This is a genomic window from Pedobacter suwonensis (assembly GCF_007833675.1).
Taxonomy (GTDB): Bacteria; Bacteroidota; Bacteroidia; order Sphingobacteriales; family Sphingobacteriaceae; genus Pedobacter; species Pedobacter suwonensis.
In genome coordinates this window covers 407,910-428,938 of sequence record NZ_CP031708.1, presented here as the reverse complement: position 1 = coordinate 428,938, position 21,029 = coordinate 407,910, and the positions used below count along the sequence as shown (strand labels likewise).

General features: G+C 39.4%; 17 protein-coding genes. 6 read left to right on the top strand and 11 right to left on the bottom strand.

Annotation, left to right across the window (positions count from 1 at the left end; all coding sequences use genetic code 11):
• Positions 1–96: 96 nt before the first annotated feature.
• Positions 97–2,094 carry a helix-hairpin-helix domain-containing protein gene (locus tag DV942_RS01680; RefSeq protein ID WP_145854732.1) on the bottom strand — a complete coding sequence of 666 codons (1,998 nt, stop codon included), beginning with the start codon at positions 2,092–2,094 and terminating at the stop codon, positions 97–99.
• A 384-nt stretch (positions 2,095–2,478) separates the two neighbouring features.
• The gene (locus DV942_RS01675) at positions 2,479–2,814 is read right to left on the bottom strand and encodes a MerR family transcriptional regulator (protein ID WP_090979577.1); all 336 of its coding nucleotides are present in this window, start codon (positions 2,812–2,814) and stop codon (positions 2,479–2,481) included.
• Between the two features lie 116 nt (positions 2,815–2,930).
• Here DV942_RS01675 and alaS point away from each other — a divergent pair, with 116 nt between their 5' ends.
• A complete protein-coding gene (gene alaS / locus DV942_RS01670) occupies positions 2,931–5,576 on the top strand; it encodes an alanine--tRNA ligase (protein WP_145854730.1) in 2,646 nt (881 codons plus the stop codon).
• Positions 5,577–5,650: 74 nt separating this feature from the next.
• Here alaS and DV942_RS01665 read toward each other — a convergent pair whose 3' ends face one another.
• From DV942_RS01665 to pdxH, 4 genes are all read right to left on the bottom strand, one after another.
• Positions 5,651–6,163 (bottom strand): hypothetical protein, encoded by a 513-nt coding sequence (locus DV942_RS01665; RefSeq protein WP_145854727.1) that lies wholly within the window; start codon positions 6,161–6,163, stop codon positions 5,651–5,653.
• A gap of 395 nt (positions 6,164–6,558) precedes the next feature.
• Complete coding sequence (gene ruvB / locus DV942_RS01660) at positions 6,559–7,581, bottom strand: Holliday junction branch migration DNA helicase RuvB (protein ID WP_090979571.1); 1,023 nt, start codon at positions 7,579–7,581, stop codon at positions 6,559–6,561.
• Positions 7,582–7,612: 31 nt separating this feature from the next.
• Positions 7,613–8,506 carry a 3-hydroxyacyl-CoA dehydrogenase family protein gene (locus tag DV942_RS01655; RefSeq protein WP_145854725.1) on the bottom strand — a complete coding sequence of 298 codons (894 nt, stop codon included), beginning with the start codon at positions 8,504–8,506 and terminating at the stop codon, positions 7,613–7,615.
• 89 nt (positions 8,507–8,595) lie between these two features.
• Positions 8,596–9,246, bottom strand: a complete 651-nt coding sequence (pdxH, locus tag DV942_RS01650) for a pyridoxamine 5'-phosphate oxidase (protein WP_090979566.1) — start codon at positions 9,244–9,246, stop codon at positions 8,596–8,598.
• Positions 9,247–9,292: 46 nt separating this feature from the next.
• Here pdxH and DV942_RS01645 point away from each other — a divergent pair, with 46 nt between their 5' ends.
• The 3 genes from DV942_RS01645 (at position 9,293) to DV942_RS01635 (ending at position 10,849) form a co-directional block, all read left to right on the top strand.
• Positions 9,293–9,856, top strand: a complete 564-nt coding sequence (locus DV942_RS01645) for a YqgE/AlgH family protein (protein WP_145854723.1) — start codon at positions 9,293–9,295, stop codon at positions 9,854–9,856.
• A 126-nt stretch (positions 9,857–9,982) separates the two neighbouring features.
• A complete protein-coding gene (locus DV942_RS01640) occupies positions 9,983–10,639 on the top strand; it encodes a DUF2975 domain-containing protein (protein WP_145854722.1) in 657 nt (218 codons plus the stop codon).
• A gap of 9 nt (positions 10,640–10,648) precedes the next feature.
• Positions 10,649–10,849 carry a helix-turn-helix domain-containing protein gene (locus DV942_RS01635; RefSeq protein ID WP_145854719.1) on the top strand — a complete coding sequence of 67 codons (201 nt, stop codon included), beginning with the start codon at positions 10,649–10,651 and terminating at the stop codon, positions 10,847–10,849.
• Positions 10,850–11,083: 234 nt separating this feature from the next.
• On the opposite strand, the gene purE is transcribed toward DV942_RS01635, so the two are convergent.
• Both purE and DV942_RS01625 read right to left on the bottom strand, forming a co-directional pair.
• Positions 11,084–11,590, bottom strand: coding sequence for a 5-(carboxyamino)imidazole ribonucleotide mutase (gene purE, locus DV942_RS01630; RefSeq protein ID WP_145854717.1), 507 nt, complete (start codon positions 11,588–11,590; stop codon positions 11,084–11,086).
• A gap of 69 nt (positions 11,591–11,659) precedes the next feature.
• The gene (locus tag DV942_RS01625) at positions 11,660–12,799 is read right to left on the bottom strand and encodes a 5-(carboxyamino)imidazole ribonucleotide synthase (RefSeq protein ID WP_145854714.1); all 1,140 of its coding nucleotides are present in this window, start codon (positions 12,797–12,799) and stop codon (positions 11,660–11,662) included.
• A 54-nt stretch (positions 12,800–12,853) separates the two neighbouring features.
• On the opposite strand from DV942_RS01625, the gene DV942_RS01620 reads away from it, so the two are divergent.
• Positions 12,854–14,044 (top strand): BaiN/RdsA family NAD(P)/FAD-dependent oxidoreductase, encoded by a 1,191-nt coding sequence (locus DV942_RS01620; RefSeq protein ID WP_145854712.1) that lies wholly within the window; start codon positions 12,854–12,856, stop codon positions 14,042–14,044.
• A gap of 47 nt (positions 14,045–14,091) precedes the next feature.
• Here the strand turns inward: DV942_RS01620 and DV942_RS01615 are convergent, their stop codons facing one another.
• The gene (locus DV942_RS01615) at positions 14,092–14,808 is read right to left on the bottom strand and encodes a hypothetical protein (RefSeq protein ID WP_145854710.1); all 717 of its coding nucleotides are present in this window, start codon (positions 14,806–14,808) and stop codon (positions 14,092–14,094) included.
• A 204-nt stretch (positions 14,809–15,012) separates the two neighbouring features.
• Here DV942_RS01615 and DV942_RS01610 point away from each other — a divergent pair, with 204 nt between their 5' ends.
• A complete protein-coding gene (locus DV942_RS01610) occupies positions 15,013–17,223 on the top strand; it encodes a B12-binding domain-containing radical SAM protein (protein ID WP_186462393.1) in 2,211 nt (736 codons plus the stop codon).
• Positions 17,224–17,291: 68 nt separating this feature from the next.
• Here the strand turns inward: DV942_RS01610 and DV942_RS01605 are convergent, their stop codons facing one another.
• A complete protein-coding gene (locus tag DV942_RS01605) occupies positions 17,292–17,555 on the bottom strand; it encodes a hypothetical protein (RefSeq protein WP_145854706.1) in 264 nt (87 codons plus the stop codon).
• Between the two features lie 138 nt (positions 17,556–17,693).
• Complete coding sequence (locus tag DV942_RS01600; protein ID WP_244950800.1) at positions 17,694–20,921, bottom strand: amidohydrolase family protein; 3,228 nt, start codon at positions 20,919–20,921, stop codon at positions 17,694–17,696.
• Positions 20,922–21,029: the final 108 nt, after the last annotated feature.

Genomic DNA, 21,029 nt, shown 5'->3' with positions numbered 1-21,029 from the left:
AACAGATGTCAATGACGGGAAATAATAAAAAATACAGATACCCATAATGAAAGGCAGGAGGATTCTGGCAAAAATATATTCCGTTTTAAACATCGGTTAAAATTGATAGCGTACCTGTATTTTAACCTCCGATTTTTGATTACCCTTAATCTCGTCAAGATAGGTACCTACCGTTTTTACGTCCTGATAAATAAACAGCCCATATCGAAACCAGACATTGAGCTTTTTGATCACATTATATCTCAGGTTCAGATAGGTTCTAAACCCTTTTCCATTATACATTCCAAAGGCAAAACTGTATAACACATCATCTTCGTAAGCGTAAATTCTACTATTATAACTCGGCGTATTAAAATATGCAAACCGTACATTTCCACTTAACCTGGCAAACATTGGCGAATAGTCTACATCCTGATAAATGAGGTATCCAAATTCCCTTTTGGCACTTCCTTTCTTATATTGGGAAATCTCCAGGCGGTTTTGAAATTGCCAGTTCTTATTCAGTTGCCAATTTGTTTCCGTACGGTAGCCATCTCTTTTTACGTCGTCTAAAAACTTTACCGGTACATTCAGATCGGTGTTCTGTTGCTTTTTTTCTGATTTGTACCGGACCAAAATTTTGAAAGCTTTGCTGGGCATATAAATGGCTTGCGCTAAAACTTCATAGCCCTTCGAAGGCTCATCCACACGGTATTTTAACCAGGGAAACCGGAATAAATCTCCATAAAAAGAGAATGCCCAACGTTTATTTGGGTTGATATTTAATCCTGCATATAAGCCCCTTTCATTTACCGCCTCACTCGATTCGGATACTGCCTGATTAAAGAAACTATGGTAATCTTTGGCATAATTGCGATAGGTTAAAGCCGCAGAAACTGTCGATGATAAACTCACCAATACACCATTAATATAAGCAAAGCCACCACCTAAACCTTTAGCGCCCTCTCCATATAGATACATGTTTTTATAGGTATAATTATAAAATAACCCCATGTTGGTTAAAGATTTTCCTGTAAAACTATACCGGTCATAAGCTGCAGTCTGTGTGATAAAACGACTCTTAAAATGGGTATGATAGGCAATTGCCCCAATGGCAAAGTCGTTTTTAGCATATTGAACAGTGGTGCCAAATACGGTCTGTGCCAAAACACCTTTATTTTTAAGCTCTGTAGTTGTTCTGTGCAAACCGGTTTGATTGATCGTTGACTGAACTAAATTTCCATCGGCATCTAACTTTTGACTCGCATCCAGCTTGCGGAAAGAAATAAATGGGGTTATATCTACATTCTTAAATAAGTTAAGGGTTGCAGCCACGCCTCTAAAAAAGGAGTACTCGTTGGTAGAATTGTAAGGTCTTAAACCCAAATCTTTTTTAGCTACGCTGGTAACATCAGGTCCTTTGCCAAAAGAAAAACCCGACCATAAGGTTAGGCCCTGCCCAAACTGCTGCGTATAATCGCCAATCACCAATTTTTTTAATTTGCCCAATTTGAATAGCGCGATGTTACCTGAATAAAAATCGAAAGGTTTGCCAATAAATTTTTCTCCCGCATCTTTATCCAAGGTGAAGGCTGCTGATAGAATTGAGCTGTATTGATACCGATATCGCATCTGAAATTTTTCTGGTGAACCTAAATACCGGTTTCCAGGTAAATCGGTGTAGCCTTTCTGTTTTTGCAAGGTTCGCGCCAGCCGCATCATGATGTCATTCTCACCTGCATGAATAAGGTTTTTAAAACCGATTTGCTGATAATGAGTCATATCGGTTAAGGTTATAAATGGGAGCAGGGTTTGAACCGTTTTAACATCAAAGCCAGGGATACTTTGTAATTCCAGCACATCGGCAAGTGGGCCGTTTTCCTTGATATGGGTAAAGAAATTAGCAATCTGCAGCGGAGATAAAAATACCAGAGTATTTAGCTCATCAGCCGATGTTCTGTTCAGGTTAATCGGGTGTTTACGATACCTTTCCAATACATCAACCAACTCGGTCATATCGTAATCATCGGGAAGGTTTTCGGCCACGCTTTCCAAAATATCACGTATATCTTCCTCCTGTGTATTGGTTTGCGCATTTGCTATAAAGCCGATCATTATTAAAGCGGCAGTTAAAAACCTAAAAGCACAACTACTTACAATTAACCATCGATGATAAAGGGCAGTAAAACAATGTCTTATCAAATGTATAATGAGAATAAGCGTGTTCCTTAAAAGACTTGTCTGCCGAAGCAGATTACTTTTCAATGCAGGGGAACCGATACCAAAATGCTTTTTTGGAAATAATGAATAGGATGAAAAGGCGGGCAATACTACACACAAAATTTTCATAAGCAGGGTTTAAGCTGGTTAATAAAAAATTAGGGTGATTTTTGTATTGGTAGTTCTAATATAAGGAAATCATCAAAAACTACAAAAATGTATTTTTAAATAGTTGATTTAATATGGGAATATATACGGTTTAGTAACTTAACAGGATAATTAAAGTTCTTGTGCCAGATTGACCAGAAAACTTTTCAGTTTTTCCAATGAATCAATAATTTTTTGATTCTCTTTCACACCCGTTTTATTATTCTTCAGATATTCTTTAGCACCTTTTAAGGTAAAACCTTTTTCATCAACGAGGTTGAAAATAATTTTTAGATTTTCAATGTCTTCAGGCGTAAAAAGGCGGTTGCCTTTTTTGTTTTTTTTGGGCTGGAGGATGTCGAATTCCTTTTCGTAAAAACGGATCTGCGATGCGTTGACATTAAACATTTCAGTCACCTCGCCCATGGTATAATACATTTTATTAATGTCTCTTTCTTTATAAGGCATATTTTATTGTTGATTATGAGCGTTTTATATCATTTAATTAAAGTATTCAAATGTAGCTTGATTTTTCCTTATTAACGCAATAAAATTTTAATTTTGTTCCCTCCAATAATATTGAAATGACAGCAAAAGAGATTAGACAGGCATTCCTTAGTTTTTTTGAATCAAAACAACACCATGTTGTTCCTTCGGCACCGATAGTGGTTAAAAACGATCCCACTTTAATGTTTACCAACGCCGGTATGAACCAGTTTAAAGATCTTTTTTTAGGGGAAGCCGCTATAAAATATTCTCGTGTTGCAGATACACAACGCTGTTTACGTGTTTCGGGTAAACATAACGATCTGGAAGAAGTTGGTATTGATACCTATCACCATACCATGTTCGAAATGTTGGGCAACTGGAGCTTTGGCGATTATTTCAAAAAGGAGGCGATTGCCTGGAGTTGGGAATTGTTGACGGAGGTTTATAAAATCCCTAAGGATAAATTATATGTTACTTATTTCGAAGGCGATGAAAAAGAAGGGCTGGAGAAAGACCAGGAAGCCTACGATTTATGGAAACAATATGTAGACGAAAGCCATATTTTACCTGGAAACAAAAAAGATAACTTTTGGGAAATGGGCGATACGGGGCCGTGCGGACCGTGTTCAGAAATCCATGTAGATTGCCGTACGGATGAAGAAAGAGCTTTGGTTGATGGGGCTACGCTGGTCAATGCAGATCACCCGCAGGTAATCGAAATCTGGAACAATGTATTTATGCAGTTTAACCGTTTAAAAAATGGTTCATTGCAGAGCTTGCCAGCCAAACATGTTGATACCGGGATGGGCTTTGAACGTTTGGTACGGGTTTTACAGGAAAAAACCTCAAACTATGATACCGATGTTTTCCAACCGATGATTCAGTTCATTGCTGAAAAGTCGGGTATTAAATATGGTGCCGACGAGAAAACCGATATTGCCATGCGCGTCATGGCCGATCACATCCGTGCCATTTCCTTTGTGATTGCCGATGGTCAGTTGCCTTCTAATAATAAAGCCGGTTATGTCATCCGCAGGATTTTACGCAGGGCTGTACGTTATGCCTATACCTTTTTAAACTTTAAAGAACCATTTTTAAATCAATTGGTGCCGCTATTGGCAGAGCAGTTTAAAGGTGTTTTTGATGAACTGATTTCGCAGCAGGATTTTGTACAAAAAGTGGTCTTGGAAGAAGAGGTTTCTTTTTTAAGGACGTTAGAAAAAGGTATAAAGATTTTTGAAGATTATATCTTTAAAGTTACTGCAATGGCGCATCCTGAAAAATTTAAAGAAGTAGAAGCGCACATAGCTTTCGAATTATCGGATACTTTCGGTTTTCCGATTGATTTAACTGAGTTAATGGCTAAAGAAAAGGGATTAACTGTTGATTTGGCTGGCTACGAACAGGCGCTTAAAAAACAAAAAGACGATAGCCGTGCCGCAACCGCCATTGATACAGGTGACTGGATTATCGTAAATGCTGATGATCAAAGTGAGTTTGTGGGTTATGATGATTTGGAAATTGAAACCGAGATCTTAAAATACCGTAAAGTAAAAGCTAAAGGGAAAGAGCAGTATCAGATTGTATTGCGCCAAACGCCATTTTATGCTGAAAGCGGTGGTCAGGTAGGCGATACCGGACGTTTAGAAGACCATAGCCGCCAGTTTTGGGTAGACATCACAGATACAAAAAAAGAAAACGGTCTGACCGTTCATTTTACCGATATATTGCCCGATAATCTGGAAGGAAAGTTCTGGGCAGTTGTAGATGAAGATAAACGGATCTTAACTGAAGATAACCACTCGGCTACGCACTTGTTGCACGCCGCTTTAAAACAGGTGCTGGGCAAACATGTCAACCAGAAAGGTTCCTTGGTGAATGCAGATTACCTGCGCTTCGATTTTTCTCACTTTGCTAAAGTGACTGATGAGGAATTAGCACAGATTGAGGTAATTGTAAATCAGAAAATCAGGCAAAATATTAAGTTAAAAGAACAACGTAATGTTCCTTATCAGGATGCCATTGAAAGTGGTGTTACGGCTTTATTTGGCGAAAAGTATGGCGATTTTGTCCGCATGATCACTTTTGACGATCATTTTTCCAAAGAGCTTTGCGGCGGTACGCACGTAAAAGCGACCGGACAGATCGGCTCGTTCAAAATTGTTTCAGAAAGCGCTGTTGCAGCCGGCGTTCGACGGATCGAAGCCATAACTGCTGATAAAGCTGAACAGTATTTCCTCGATCAAAGAAAAGAATTGGGTCATTTAAAAGCTTTACTAAACGGGAGCAAAGATTTATCTGCAGCTGTGCAGGCATTGCTTGATGAAAATGCAAAGCTGAAAAAGGAAATTGAAAAATCGACGATAGAACGTGTAAATACGTTGAAACAAGATATTGTACATCATGTAAGAGGTATAAATGGCGTTAACCTGATTGCTAAACACATTGATCTACAAAGCGCTGAGGCCGTTAAAAACCTGGCTTTCTCTTTAAGAGATATGGTTGATAACCTTTTCCTGGTTTTCACGACAGAAATTGATGGCAAACCAGGAATAACAGTAATGCTGGCTGATCAGCTGGTGAAACAAGGATTAAATGCTTCAAATATCGTTCGCGAACTGGGTAAAGAAATCCAGGGCGGTGGCGGTGGACAGCCGTTTTATGCTACAGCAGGAGGTAAAAATCCGGTAGGTCTAAAGGTTGTTCTGGAAAAAGCAGAAAGTTTTATTCCACATCAATAGAATGAAAAAAGCTGCGCTGATTCATGTCAGCTTGCTTTCTCAATAAAAAAGAGGCTTAAAGCCTCTTTTTTATTTTAATGTCTGCCATGACCATGCTTCTCTCTGTAACCTCTGGAGAATAAACTTGTATTTACCCTTTTATCATGGTTCCTATGGTCAACGTGATGTGGTTTATAATGATGCTTTGGTGCGCGGTTTCTAATCCTGTCGACACCGCCGCCATAAGATGAGCGGTAATAGTTATTTCGGCTTACATAAGTTACCCTATGCCTGTGGTAATCACGGTATGGACTGTTTCCGCGCATTACAATTTTTCGTCCGTGATGCAGATCATAACCCCTATACCTGGCAGGTAAATACCTTGATCTGATCCAACGGTTGCCATTCAAATAAACAAACTGCCTTTGAGGGACATAATAGTAAGATTGAACTTCTGGAAGATAATAATAATTAACGTTTTGGTAACCAGCAGGAATCCACGTTGGTTGAGGACCAATGTTCACATTAATATTTACCTGAGCGTTAGATTGATTAGAAGTTAATGCCACGATACCTAAAATCGCGGAGATGATGAATAACTTTTTCATAATAATCCAATTTATTTGTGTGTGGTTCAAATAATTCAAACGCTGTGCCAAAACTTCTATTGTAACAGATATATAAAAAAGGAACTTCAATTTGTTTTTTTTTAAACAGCTCGGTGTTTACCGAATGTAAATCATCATACCCAATTGAGTGAATAAAGCGATGTTTATTGTAAAAGATATTGCTTCTTTCTATTTATTCCGTTCAATACATGTCTGATGGAAATGGTAATGAGTGGTACCAAGCCCTTAAGATCCGGCCTGCGCTGGAATGGCAGTTAATTTTATTTACGGTCCGCACCTCAACCGTAGCAGAGAGGTTTTTGGGATCAGTCAATAGATTTTTCCATCCGGTTGCACATTGGTGGAAAGGGCGATTTTGACGAAACCAATGTTTCCTAAAACAGCTTTCCGGTTTGTCCAGGAAAATTTTTCTTTAAATGTTTGTATGCGGCCTCGGTAACTTCTCGTCCACGTGAAGTACGCATGATATAGCCTTCCTGAATTAAAAATGGTTCATAAACCTCTTCAATAGTACCTTCATCTTCTCCAACGGCGGTGGCAATGGTCTTTAAGCCCACCGGACCGCCTTTAAATTTATCAATAATCGTAACCAGAATCTTATTATCCATTTCATCCAGACCATGTTCATCTACGTTCAATGCGTCTAATGCATAACGGGCGATTTCGGTGTCGATAGTTCCATTACCTTTAATCTGTGCAAAATCTCTGGTTCTGCGTAATAAGGCATTGGCTATACGGGGCGTACCGCGGCTGCGTCTGGCAATTTCATAGGCACCTTCATCGCTGATGGGCGTTTTTAATATTTCGGATGAGCGGAGCACGATTGTAGTGAGTAATTTAGCGTCATAGTAAGCCAAACGGGCATTAATTCCGAAACGGGCTCTCAGGGGTGCTGTTAACAAGCCGGAGCGTGTGGTTGCACCCACTAATGTAAAAGGATTAAGTGATATCTGCACTGAACGGGCATTAGGACCAGTTTCGAGCATGATATCGATTTTGAAATCTTCCATGGCTGAGTATAGATACTCTTCAACCAAAGGGGATAAACGGTGGATTTCATCAATAAAAAGAATATCACCTTCATCCAGGCCGGTTAATAAGCCAGCCAAATCGCCGGGTTTATCCAATACAGGGCCTGATGTTACTTTGATACCGGTTGCCATTTCGTTGGCGATGATATGAGAAAGTGTGGTTTTACCTAATCCCGGAGGACCATGCAAAAGCACGTGGTCTAAAGCTTCGCCACGGAGTTTAGCTGCCTGAACAAAAATTTTCAGGTTTTCCATCACTTTCTCTTGTCCTGTAAAATCTTCAAATGCCTGCGGCCTTAAAACCCTTTCAATATCGCGATCGGTAGGGGTTAAGTGGCTTGCTTCAGGGTCCAGATGCTCATTCATGCAGCAAATATAAAATTAAATACTAAAAAAATTAGGATTTTTTAAATTTATCAGAAACAATGAGATTTTTTGATCCTGAAACGTATTGATAAAAGCCTTCACCAGTTTTAGCACCTTTTTTGCCCGCTGCCACCATGTTTACCAGTAACGGGCAAGGTGCATATTTCGGGTTTCCGAAACCATCGTTTAATACTTTTAATATCGCCAGGCAAACATCAAGGCCAATAAAATCGGCTAACTGCAAGGGGCCCATCGGGTGTGCCATTCCAAGTTTCATTACGGTATCAATTTCGTGGACACCCGCTACACCTTCGTATAACGTATAGATAGCCTCGTTAATCATGGGCATTAAAATTCGGTTGGCCACAAAACCCGGATAATCGTTTACCTCCACAGGAACCTTTTCCAGACGCTGAGACAGCTGCATAATGGTGCTGGTTGTTTCATCGCTTGTGGCATAACCTCTTATTACTTCTACTAACTTCATCACCGGCACGGGATTCATAAAGTGCATTCCGATTACCTGATCACCTCTGCCGGTTACGGCAGCAATTTGAGTAATCGATATAGAAGAAGTATTGGAAGCCAGAATGGCATGTGCAGGCGCAAATTCATCTAAATCCCTAAAGATCTTCAGCTTTAAGTCAATGTTTTCTGTAGCGGCTTCAACAATTAAATCGCAATTTTGAACCCCATCTTTTATTGAGGTATAAGTAGTGATATTATCCAATGAAGCTGATTTCTGCTCGTTTGTTAAGGTTCCTTTGGCAACCTGTCTGTCAAGGTTCTTGGCGATGGTCTGCATGGCCTTATCCAACGCAGACTGGCTGATGTCAACCAGATTGACCTTATAATTAAATTGTGCAAAGGTATGGGCAATGCCATTTCCCATAGTTCCAGATCCGATAACTGCGATTTGTTTCATTCTTTAATGATTAAAGGGAAATTACTAATAAACGATTTGGTAGAAAAGATTTGTTGCAAAACCAATCTATATTAATTTTATAGAAAAGGTTATGGTGCCAACCTGGTTTTTGTCCAGCTTCCTTTTACCAGTTCAAAGTTTATCCTATCGTGCAACCGACTTCTTCGGCCTTGCCAAAATTCTATTCTGGTCGGTTTTACAATATAACCGCCCCAATGTGCCGGTTTAACAATGCCCTTTTCAGTACTTTTAGCTTTCAGTTCTTCAACTTTTTCTTCCAGAAATGCCCTGTTTGGAATAATCTGGCTTTGCGGCGAAACTACCGCACCAATCTGACTGGCAACCGGTCTGGTATTAAAATAGGCTTCCGAGGTTTCTTTATCCAGTTTTTCTACGGTACCTTCAATTCTCACCTGTCTTTCCAATTCGGGCCAGAAAAACACTAATGCAGCATAAGGATTGCGTTTTAGCTCTTTTCCTTTGGCACTGAGGTAATTGGTGAAAAACCGAAAGCCGTCTTTATCAACACCTTTAAGTAAAACAATGCGGGCATCGGGCCTGCCAGCTTTATCTGCAGTGGCCAAAGTCATTACATTAGGTTCGTATATCTGAGCATCAACCGCGTGTTGAAACCAGTTTTGAAACTGAACAATCGGGTCTGGATCAACGTCAGATTCATCTAGTGAAGCGCTTTTGTAATCTTGGCGCAGGTTTTGTAGAAATTCATTTGTAACTTGCATTTAACAAAAATAGGCATCTTTTACGGTGTAACAAATGATTATCATCATGCTGAACAATATAAAACCAAAAACCGGTCGCTTGCTCATATCAGAACCCTTTATGGCTGATCCCAATTTTAAAAGATCTGTTGTGTTATTAACAGAACATGGCGAGGATGGCACTGTAGGTTATATTCTTAATCAGGTAGGCAATCTGGTATTGAATGATGTAATTCCCGATTTATGGGATGCCAAAAATTACATTTATTTCGGTGGTCCTGTTGCGGCAGATACCTTACATTTTATCCACAGGTGTTATGACAGGTTACAAAGTGGCGAACCAATCGGAAACGGTTTATACTGGGGTGGAAATTTTGAAACACTTAAGATCCTGATCAATACCAATGCGATACAGCAGGACGAAGTGAAATTTTTTATGGGATATTCGGGCTGGGATGATGGTCAGCTTGATCGTGAAATACAGCAAAATGCCTGGATGGTAAGTGATAACTTTAACCCTGATCTGATTTTTAGTAATGATGACGAAAAACTTTGGCGCGATGTGATTGTGAACCTGGGACCGAAATATGCGCATATCAGTAATTTTCCCGCAGATCCGAGTCTTAATTAATTAGTTTTCAATTAGTAATAGCTGGCTTTTTATAAATAGAAAATTGTTAATTTAAAATAAAACGATAAATAATTAATGTTTTATTTTAAATAAAACTATATTTGTTTCATATTTAAATTATTATTTATGAAACTTTCCGAAAGTAAGATAATCAAAGTATTAAATGTACTGGCCACTGTTGTATTGGTTTTCTATGTTATTCTATTGTTAATTAAGATGTTTAGTTCTGGCGTGCCAAGTGCAAGCCAAGGCGTTAAGTGGTACGAGTTATATCATGTAAAGGCCGAACCTATAGTTAAAGCTAAAGTAATAGCTGGCAACAGAAGTTTGGACAAATGGTTTAATAATAAGGTCTTAGTAAATGAAAATAAAGAGGCGATGGTTTATTTAAGGTTTAAAACCTTTACCGAGTTGTTTTCTTTATCGGCAATTGGTTTTCAGTTGGCCTATTTTATTTATTTTCTTAGTATAGGTTTTATCATTCTTTCCATAAAGCGGTTTTTCAAATCACTTACTTTAAACGAAATATTTACAAGAAAAAACGCGACAATTATTATATTAAGTAGCATAGTATTGATTTGTTTGCCCATTATAAGATGGATTACTCAAGAACTATTTATTAATTGTATCAGCAGTTTAAAATTGAACGATTCAGGCTACTACCTTAGCAATGGTGTAGGGATATTAGATACCGAAACGATTATTGGCATGGTGCTGTTTGCTTTTGGACTTGCTTTTAAAGTGGGAGTTGATATCAAGCAAGAAAACGAATCATTCGTATAAAACTAAGATATGCCTATAATTATAAATTTAGATGTGATGTTGGCCAAACGGAAAATGTCGTTAACTGAATTATCCGAAAAGGTTGGTTTAACAATTGTAAACCTCTCAATATTAAAAACAGGAAAGGCGAAAGGCGTACGGTTCGATACGCTTGAAGCAATCTGTAAAGTATTGGATTGCAAACCAGGTGATATTATAAATTTAGAATAAAAAAACGTGCTGTTAAAACTAATCTTACATCGCACGTTTCTATATCATTCAATAAGTTTTGCTGTGGTTAATATCTATTGAAGTGCTTTAATAGTCTTTATAAACTTTTATCGTCAGCCTAATTTATTCCATTGACTAGCTTCTCATAAGATGCTGAAACAAGTTCAGCATGGCGATCCACGTCAGAAAATGAAACTAACATTAAAAATAGACTACAGACTTCCGACTCCAGACTTAGGACTCCAGACTATCAGCGCTTTCCTCCACCTTTTTTCTCAACTCATCTTTATAAGCCTGCATTTTAGCCGTTAAAGATTCATCAGCGGTAGCTAAAATCTGAGATGCCAGCAGGCCCGCATTTTTAGCTGCATTTAAAGCTACTGTGGCTACCGGAATACCGTTAGGCATTTGTAAGATAGATAAAATACTATCCCAACCATCAATAGAGTTTGATGATTTTACCGGGACACCGATTACGGGCAAGGTGGTGATCGAAGCTACCATTCCGGGTAAATGGGCAGCGCCGCCAGCGCCTGCAATAATCACCTTTAAGCCACGGCCCTGAGCTTCTTTAGCATAATTGAACATACGTTCTGGTGTTCTATGTGCAGAAACTACCGTAATTTCGTAATTGATTCCAAATTCTTTTAGTACATCAGCAGCATCCTGCATCACCGGCAGGTCTGATTTGCTTCCCATAATAATCCCTACTAATGCTGAATTTGAATTTCCTTGACTCATATCTGTTTTTATTTCTTCTAAATTTATTTCTTTATCCTGCTTTTTGATCCAATTCGGCGAGGTAGGGGCTTAAGCAATTACCTTTAGTGTTTTTTGTACAAACCTTGCTTTTTCAATCGCTTTTTCCCTGTCTATATCAACAATGGTAACATGGCCCATCTTGCGGAAAGGTTTTGTGTACTTTTTACCGTATAGGTGAACATACACACCATCTATGGCGAGTACTTTTTCCAGGTTTTCATATTGGGCCACACCTTCAAAACCTTTTTCTCCAAGCAGATTGATCATAATGGCATTGGTAATGCTGCTGGTATCGCCAAGCGGCAAATTATAAATGGAGCGTAAATGTTGTTCGAACTGAGAAACGTAATTGCCTTCAATAGTTTGATGACCGCTATTATGCGGGCGGGGAGCAACCTCATTTACCAGTAACTCACCGTCTTTACATACAAACATTTCCACCGCTAAAATACCGGTAATATTCATTGCTGAAGCTATATTCTTAGCGATGTTTTCGGCCTTTTGTTGCAAACTTTCAGCAAAAGTGGATGGCGAAATCAGAAACTCAACAAGATTGGCTTCCGGATTAAATTCCATTTCCACCATTGGAAATGTCTTCACATCACCATTGGCGTTACGTGCCACAATCACGGCTACTTCTTTTTCAAAATCAACCAGTTTTTCAACAATGCAGGGTGCATCAAAAGCTTTTTCCAGATCGGAGGCACCATTGATTTTCATTACCCCTTTACCGTCGTAACCATCCTTACGCAGTTTTAATATATATGGAAACGGAATATTGCAGTTTTCCATATCTTCCTTTGTATTTACAATCTGAAAAGGAGAAGTCGGGATATCGTTCTCTTTGAAAAACTGTTTCTGTACTCCTTTATCCTGGATTAAACGAATTACCCTTGATTGCGGAAATACTTTTTTGCCTTCCTTCTCGAGCTGCTCAAGTGCATCAATATTTACCTTTTCAATTTCAATGGTGATGATGTCGGCTTTCTTGCCAAAATTATAAACGGTGTCAAAATCTGTGATGGAGCCATTTTCGAAATAATTGGAAATGTGTTTACAGGGAGCATCAGGATCCGGGTCTAAAACTAATGTGGTTACATTATAGTTTATGGCTTGTTGAATGAGCATCCTGCCCAGTTGCCCGCCACCTAAAATACCTAATTTTAATTCGCTAATCTGTTTTGCCATGCGCTTGAAAATAATGCTACTTTTGTGCAAAAGTAACCATAATAAATTTTATAGATGAATGCTGATGCAATAATTATTGGGGCAGGTGCGTGTGGACTGATGTGCGCAGTGCAGGCAGGCTATCTGGGCAAGAGGGTTATTGTGCTGGAGAAAAATGAAAAACCTGGCGCAAAAATTCTAATTTCAGGAGGTGGCCGCTGTAATTATACCAACCAATTCGCATCGGCAGAGCAATTTATATCGGCCAACCCGCACTTTGTAAAATCTGCTTTTACCCAATGGACGGTTGACGATACCATTAGCTTTTTTGAAACTTATGGCATTGAAGGCAAAGAAAAAACTTTAGGGCAATTATTCCCGGATCAAAAAAATGCCAAAGATGTGGTACAGGTTTTTACGGCTATTTGTGAAGACTTTGGACAGGAAATCAGGTGCAGTGCTGATGTAAAAGAAATTGAAATTTTACCTGATGGCTTTAGGGTTAATTATGAAAGGAATGGTAAGATGGTTACACTAAGTGCGGCGAAACTGGTCATTGCCACCGGTGGATTACCGATCCCGAAAATGGGGGCTACTGATTTTGCTTTACGCTTTGCCAGAAAACACAACTTAAAAATTGTTGAAACTGCACCAGCCCTGGTTCCTTTAACCATTACCGGAAAAGACGAAGAGTGGTTTGCACAACTTTCGGGTAATGCCGTTTTTTGTGAAGTGAGCAACGACGAAATATCATTTGAAGAGAATATTCTTTTTACGCACTGGGGACTGAGTGGTCCGGCTATTTTGCAGATCTCTTCTTTTTGGAGGAGGGGACAGACAGTCAATTTAAATTTGCTGCCACACCAAAATATAGTTTCGTTATTGGAAGCGGAAAGAAAAACAAACGGTAAGACCTTAGTGTCTACATTGCTAAACCGAATTTATACCAGGAAATTTACGGATGCACTGGGTAAGTTTTTACCTTTGAATAAACCCGTTGCTGCACTAACCAAAGGGGAAATTGATTTAATAGAACAAACCATCCACCATTTTAAGGTAAAGCCTGCAGGAGATAAAGGTTATGATAAGGCTGAGGTAATGCGCGGAGGAATCGATACGAACGAAATTTCTTCTAAAACTTTGGAATGCAAAAAAATCCCAAACCTGTTTTTCGGTGGCGAGTGTTTGGATGTAACCGGCTGGCTTGGCGGCTATAACTTTCAATGGGCCTGGGCCAGTGGTTTTGTAATTGCGCAGAATATTTAACGGTTATTAAACCTATCAGGTTTCAAAAACCTGATAGGTTTGCCCTGTTACAAATAAACATTCGGCATAATTTCCCATGCCCATGGCTTTTTAAATGTACTGAAAGTCCTTAACTGTGAAAAATATAAAACCTCGCTGGTTTTCTGGTTGGCAATATCTCTTCTGTGCAGGTTCCCAACAGTGGTAAATAATTCCCGGGTTCTAAAATCATAAACTCTTTCGGTCATATCTCCGGAGTTCTGATTAAAATAGAGGTTAATCGCGCTGGTTAAAAACCAATCTCTATTTTCAAATTTAAAGGTATAGCCTAATTCCCAGCGCCATTCAGAACCACCCTGGAAACGGAGGTAAAGTTGTTGATCTTTGACCGCAATTTGCTGTAAGGGATCTCCTAATTTACCACCTTCTTCTGAACGTAAAATAAAATCGTTGTTTTGTATAGATAAAGTCAGTGCTTCAGTTAACTGATCTTTGAAAAATATGGCCAGTATCCTGGGTTTCTGCGTTTCCTTTATAATCGAACTATTGTTATCGCCGTATGCCCGTGTTTCGCTGATTGTCTTATTGTATTCAAAGATTACCGCTAAATCATCTGAACCATCATTGTTTAAATCGCCATGAGCCTGATTTATGGCTGTCCAGTTGACAGGCGTTACCTGTTCAATGGAAGTTCCTTGTGTTTTAATTTTTGGGAATGTAAATGTTTTCTGTGCAAAGCTGATTTGCACGCACAGCATCAGGAAGTAAAGGCAAAAGATCTTCATCCAGGTAGAAAAAAGGTGTTGATGTAATTATAAAACGTGTTAATCTGGCTTTTAGTTTATTATTCAGTTTAAAGCAATTATCAGGTTAGGCAATTACAAAAACGCAAGAAATTAATTGGAGTTGATGATTCGCTAGCACGGTAGTCTTAAAATTACAACAATAAACTTCCGGAAATCATGTACTTTTGCAGAAAACAATTCCTTTTGAAAACCGAAATCTTTGCCATTACGCCACCTTTTACCCAACTGAATACTCCATATCCGGCAACGGCGTATATAAAAGGTTTTTTGAACACCAAAAATATCAGTGCTACACAGGCCGATTTAGGAATTGAAGTCATTTTAGAGCTATTTTCTAAAAAGGGACTGCAAGATTTGTTCCGTCACACTGAACTTAATGTAGATAATCAGAAAAACATAAGTGATAACGCCAAACGAATCTTCGCTTTACAGGATGAATATTTAAAAACCATTGATGCCGTAATTGCTTTTTTACAGGGAAAGAATCCGACATTGGCCTTACAGATCTGCAGTGATGATTTTTTGCCACAGGCTTCCCGTTTTTTGCAATTGGAAGAATTAGATTGGGCTTTTGGGGCGATGGGTACGCAGGATAAAGCAAAACATTTGTCCACACTTTACCTGGAAGACATATCCGATTATATTGTAGAATGCGTCGACGAAAATTTTGGTTTTAGCCGTTATGCTGAACGGCTGGGCAGAAGCGCAAATTCTTTTGACGAGTTATATAACGCGTTATCAAAGGAACCCACTTACATTGATCAGATCTTAATATCAGTTTTAAAGGATAAAATTGAAACAGTTCAGCCTAAACTATTCCTGATTTCTGTTCCTTTTCCCGGCAACCTATACAGTGCTTTTCGCTGTGCACAATGGATAAAGGCCAATCATCCCGAAATTAAAATTTCAATGGGTGGTGGTTTTCCCAATACCGAATTAAGATCCTTATCAGATGTTCGGGTTTTTGAATTTTTCGATTACATTACTTTGGATGATGGCGAGTTGCCTATCGAATTGTTATATCATAATATTACGCACCCTATTCCAACAGAAGCCCACTTTTATAAAAGAACTTTTTTGCTCGAAAAGGGTAAAGTTGTTTATCGCAATGATGCTTTCAGGAACGATTATAAACAGGCTGATGTCGGCACGCCAGATTATACTGGTTTGCTTTTGGATCAATACATCTCGGTAATCGAAATTGTGAACCCGATGCACCGTATGTGGAGTGATGGACGCTGGAACAAACTCACCATGGCTCATGGCTGTTACTGGGGCAAATGTACTTTTTGTGATATTTCACTCGATTATATTAAGGTTTATGAACCTGTTGCAGCCAGGTTAATTGTTGACCGTATTGAGGATTTATATGCTAAAACCGGACAGAATGGTTTTCATTTTGTAGACGAGGCGGCACCACCGGCATTAATGCGCGAAGTCGCTTTGGAAATTATCCGGAGGAAATTAGCAGTTACCTGGTGGACGAATATCCGGTTTGAGAAAAGTTTTACGCGGGATTTATGTTTGTTGTTAAAGGCCTCAGGCTGTATTGCGGTTTCGGGAGGATTGGAGGTCGCCTCTGATCGTTTGTTAAAACTGATTGATAAAGGGGTAACGGTAGAACAGGTAGCTAAGGTTACCCGTAACTTTACCGAAGCAGGGATTATGGTCCATGCTTATCTGATGTACGGATATCCTACGCAAACGGTACAGGAAACGGTTGATAGTTTAGAGATGGTGCGGCAGTTGTTTGAAGCTGGAATATTACAATCAGGCTTTTGGCACCAGTTTGCCATGACGGCGCATAGCCCTGTCGGGATGTATCCTGAAAAATTCGGCGTAGTGAAAGATACTGAAGTTATCGGGACCTTTGCGAATAACGACATCAGTTATACCGATAAAACCGGGATCGATCACGATAAATTCAGTTATGGGCTAAAAAAATCGCTGTTCAACTTTATGCATGGTATCTGTTTTGATTACGAATTGCAGGATTGGTTCGATTTTAAAATCCCGAGAACAAAAATTCCTGCTAATTTTATTGAAAAGGCATTGATTGACAGTGATCAGTTTACCACTAAACCGACTGCAAAAGTAGTATGGATAGGAGGAAAGCCCTTTGCTGATTATTTTACGAAATCAAAAAAAGGAAATACATGGGAAATGGCTTCGCTTACCTTTCATGATAAAAAGGAAACTTTTGCCATTCAGACTAATAAAAAGGAAGGCGAGTGGTTAACTGCCATTTTGAATAAAATTTCGGTCTCGAATGAAAAAGTATATACTTTTCAGGAAGTTAAGGCAGATTTTGAACAGGAAATGGAGAATTTTGAACTTTTCTGGTATTCTAAACCAATCAATACATTAAGAGCATACGGTTTACTGGTATTGTAAAACAATTACGGTTCGTTTTAAAAGATTCTTCACTGCGTTCAGAATGACAAAAACTTATAAAGATATCGCTACATCTTCATTTTAAAGTGCGTCAAAAAGTAAATGATGCAGATGAGTACGATCGAATTTACGACTAAAAGCAACCACGAAATAACCGATTTTCTGTTTTTCATTACCGATATAAACGCGGTGATATAGGCCATTGCAATTAGTGCTAGAAACAGGTTTACAGTCTGAATACCTAAAATGTAATATCCGCTGTAAGAGAATACCGCTATGCTCAAGATTAAGAATATAATTGACGCTATACTATAAAGCTTGTTTGGTTTCATATCGGCATTTATTAGTCTATTAACAATGCAACTACTGTTAACAGTTCGTTTGTTATTTCTTGGTTATAAATGAATATCATCATCAAATGCTGATATGCATGTTATATTATTTAATTAGATATTACAGATACTAATTGATTAATCACAATGTGGAACCGTAAAAGTCCAGGTTTCTGATTCCCCATTTGGAATAATGTAACCATTTCCTTTTGCATTCTCGAACCACAGCTTAGCCCTTAATTTTTCTCTGGTTCCTACTTCGTTTAAGGTAGCGCTATCGTAAAGCCGGCCATTAATCATCACATATTTGATTTTTTCAGAGTTCCGGATATCATCCAAAGGATTGGCATCCATAATAACCATATCTGCCAGTTTACCTACTTCTAATGAACCGATTTCTTTGTTCATGCCCAAATAGCTTGCGCCATTTAGAGTTGCTGCCCTAATGGCCTGCAGCGGACTAAAGCCCCCCTGAACCAGCATCCACAGCTCCCAGTGTGCTCCCAAACCCTGAATCTGCCCATGTGCGCCGAGGTTAACCTTAGTGCCGCCATCAGCAATTTGTTTGGTGGCCTTAGCAACCTCGATGTGGTTATAATCGCTATATTCAGAAGTGGTTCTGCGTCTCGCCCGTGCATCAATAATTGAACGTGGCGTGTAAGTCATTAGTTTTTCGTTTTCCCAAACGTTGGTCCTGTCATACCAGTAATTTTCGCCCCATTGACCACCATAAGCTACAATTAACGTAGGGGTGTAGGCTACTTCTGTGTTGTTCCAAAGGGTAGTAACATCTTTATATACTGGCAAAACCGGTATACTGTGCTCAATGCCGGTATGTCCATCTGCAACCATATTCATGTTCGTAAAAAATGTAGAACCACCTTCGGGTACGACTTCCATTTTGAGCTGACGGGCCGCTTCCAGGATCTGTTGACGCTGCTCTCTACGTGGTTGATTATATGATTTAACCGAAAATGCACCTACCGCCTTTAAACGGCGCAGATGAGCCAATGCATCATCCAAACTATTAATCACCACTTTAAAATCACCATCTGCACCATACAAAATAGACCCGGTAGAATAAACCCGCGGACCAACCATTCTGCCAGCCTTAAGCATTTCACTCTGGCTAAAAACCATTTCGGTATTGCTTGATGGATCGTGCGAAGTGGTTACTCCAAAAGCCAGGTTGGCCATATAACTCCAGTCGCTCTGTGGCGTTATTCCATCCGGACTCGTCCTTAAGTGGGCATGAACATCAACAATGCCCGGCATGATTGTCTTGCCGTTAACATCAATGGTTTTGGCATTTGCCGGGATAGTTACCGCATCTGCCTTTCCAATCGCTGTAATTTTATTTCCATCTGTAACGATGGTGCCGTTTTCAATCACTTCATCGCCTTTCATCGAAATAATCCTAGCTCCTTTAAATGCCAGTATCCCCGTAGGAACATCAGATTTCAATACGAGGTTAATATCAATGGCAGAAGCCTCAGTTTTGGGGGTAGCTCCATCAAAATTGAAGGCACTATTTACGTCGATGGTAAAATACTTTGGGCCTAATGTCCAATGCAGGTTTTTGCTGTCTGCACTCCATTGAATATAGGTTCCGCCATCTGTAGTCACTTTGGTAACAGGGATAGCCTTATTGCCCGCAGAGGCTTCCTGTGCTGTACCAATATTAATCATCGGTGTGATGTAAACATTAAATAATTCATTAAATGCCAGCCATTTATTGTCTGGACTAATCACAAACTGATTTGCATATTGAGAAGTGAAATGAATTCTTTCATTTGCTCCGTTCAGGTCAATACTCTTTAGTGCTTTTTTCCCGTCAGCATAAGTCTGGAAATAGATGCGGGTATCGGTATTGTTAAACTGCGGACGGATTCCATTATCCGAAATTAAAGTTTTGGCCCCACCATTGGCTTGCATAAGAAAAATACCTGTGCCACGACCAAAGTTATAGCCTAAAACATCGTTTCCGCTTCCTTTTCTGAAAACGATTTTATCTCCTTTAGTAGAATATTGCGGTGAGTAATAAAACCCTTTTTCATCAGTTAGCATGATGGTTTTTCCAGATTTTAGATCCGTCCGTTTTATTGCTCCACGTAGCTCGTCACTCCAGGTAGTATAAACAACGTATTTTCCGTCAGGACTAAAGGCCGGTTCGAATTCAAAATCCAGTCCGTTGGTCAACCTTTCCGGTATTCCGGCAGGCAGTTCCTGTTTGTAAAGGTACCCTGCTGCATTAAAAACGACTGTTTTGCCATCGGGCGAGGTGGTTAACTGCCTTAACATTTTTGCCGAAAATTCATTATTGAAAACCTGCTGCTCAAAATGTAATGCTTTTTGTACGGTTTGGATCGTATTTGCCTGAAAAGGTATGGTGGTGTTGATCAAGGTACCAATTTCCGTTTTTCTAATTTTTCCTTTTGCATAAAAAACAATGCTTTTGCTATCTGGTGTCCAGGCAAAGTTTGGATAAACCCCGAAAATTGCCCATGTCTCCTGTTGATCATGGGATAAATCTTCATTTATCGGCCATTCTTCTCCGGTTTTGAGATTCTGAACGTATAGCGTAGACTTCAGCCTTACGCGTTTTACGAAAGCAATTAAATTTCCGTCTGGAGAAACCTGTGGACGGCAGGCACCGCCCTGTTCATCAATTAAGGTAGTTAATTTTCCGGTAGTTAAATCGAGTTGGCGAATGGCATAAATAGTTCCGTTAGGGTCTTTACTGTATTCAAAATTGGGGCCTGGACTCACGTCTTCGCTAAAGTAAACGAATCTTCCGTCCGGCGAAACATTGGGCTCGCCCGCATCCTGCTGGTCGTTTTTACGCTTCGTTAACTGCACACCATCGCCACCGTTAATGCTATACATCCACATTTCTCCTGCACCCAAAGAACGGCTTGCTGTAAAATGCTTACGTGCAATGATGTATTCGCTGTTTGGCATCCAGGTGGCATTGTTCAACAGCCTGAAGTTTTCTTTGGTGATCTGTTTTTTACCAGAGCCATCCCGGTTCATGATCCAGATGTTATCTCCGCCACTTTTATCACTCGTGTAGGAAATGTATTTTCCGTTAGGGCTAAAGCGCGGCTGAACATCCCAGGCAATACCTCCGCTAATTAGCTTTGCCACACCTCCGGTGATTGGCATTGCGTAAATATCGCCTAATAAATCAAAAACAATTTCCTGCCCGTCGGGACTTACATCCAGGTTCATCCAGGTTCCTTCATCCGTATTTAAAGTGAAGTTTTTGGTTGTTCCCTGGTATTTTTCAATGTCCCACTTCTTTTCCTGGGCATTAGCACTGAAAAACAATAGCGAAAGAGCGGTTAGAAAATAAAAGTGTTTCATTATGAGGATTGAATGGTTATTTGAAAATTCGTGTATTTTTTTTGAAACATTTTTTAAAAATGTATCTATTTAAGCACTGCTGAAAATTTGAATGGTTTTTACACCTAC

Coding starts and splice junctions, on each gene's coding strand:
- DV942_RS01680 (WP_145854732.1), bottom strand. CDS start 2,094: ATGATCGGCTTTATAGCAAATGCGCAAACCAATACACAGGAGGAAGAT.
- DV942_RS01675 (WP_090979577.1), bottom strand. CDS start 2,814: ATGCCTTATAAAGAAAGAGACATTAATAAAATGTATTATACCATGGGC.
- alaS (WP_145854730.1), top strand. CDS start 2,931: ATGACAGCAAAAGAGATTAGACAGGCATTCCTTAGTTTTTTTGAATCA.
- DV942_RS01665 (WP_145854727.1), bottom strand. CDS start 6,163: ATGAAAAAGTTATTCATCATCTCCGCGATTTTAGGTATCGTGGCATTA.
- ruvB (WP_090979571.1), bottom strand. CDS start 7,581: ATGAATGAGCATCTGGACCCTGAAGCAAGCCACTTAACCCCTACCGAT.
- DV942_RS01655 (WP_145854725.1), bottom strand. CDS start 8,506: ATGAAACAAATCGCAGTTATCGGATCTGGAACTATGGGAAATGGCATT.
- pdxH (WP_090979566.1), bottom strand. CDS start 9,246: ATGCAAGTTACAAATGAATTTCTACAAAACCTGCGCCAAGATTACAAA.
- DV942_RS01645 (WP_145854723.1), top strand. CDS start 9,293: ATGCTGAACAATATAAAACCAAAAACCGGTCGCTTGCTCATATCAGAA.
- DV942_RS01640 (WP_145854722.1), top strand. CDS start 9,983: ATGAAACTTTCCGAAAGTAAGATAATCAAAGTATTAAATGTACTGGCC.
- DV942_RS01635 (WP_145854719.1), top strand. CDS start 10,649: ATGCCTATAATTATAAATTTAGATGTGATGTTGGCCAAACGGAAAATG.
- purE (WP_145854717.1), bottom strand. CDS start 11,590: ATGAGTCAAGGAAATTCAAATTCAGCATTAGTAGGGATTATTATGGGA.
- DV942_RS01625 (WP_145854714.1), bottom strand. CDS start 12,799: ATGGCAAAACAGATTAGCGAATTAAAATTAGGTATTTTAGGTGGCGGG.
- DV942_RS01620 (WP_145854712.1), top strand. CDS start 12,854: ATGAATGCTGATGCAATAATTATTGGGGCAGGTGCGTGTGGACTGATG.
- DV942_RS01615 (WP_145854710.1), bottom strand. CDS start 14,808: ATGAAGATCTTTTGCCTTTACTTCCTGATGCTGTGCGTGCAAATCAGC.
- DV942_RS01605 (WP_145854706.1), bottom strand. CDS start 17,555: ATGAAACCAAACAAGCTTTATAGTATAGCGTCAATTATATTCTTAATC.
- DV942_RS01600 (WP_244950800.1), bottom strand. CDS start 20,921: ATGAAACACTTTTATTTTCTAACCGCTCTTTCGCTATTGTTTTTCAGT.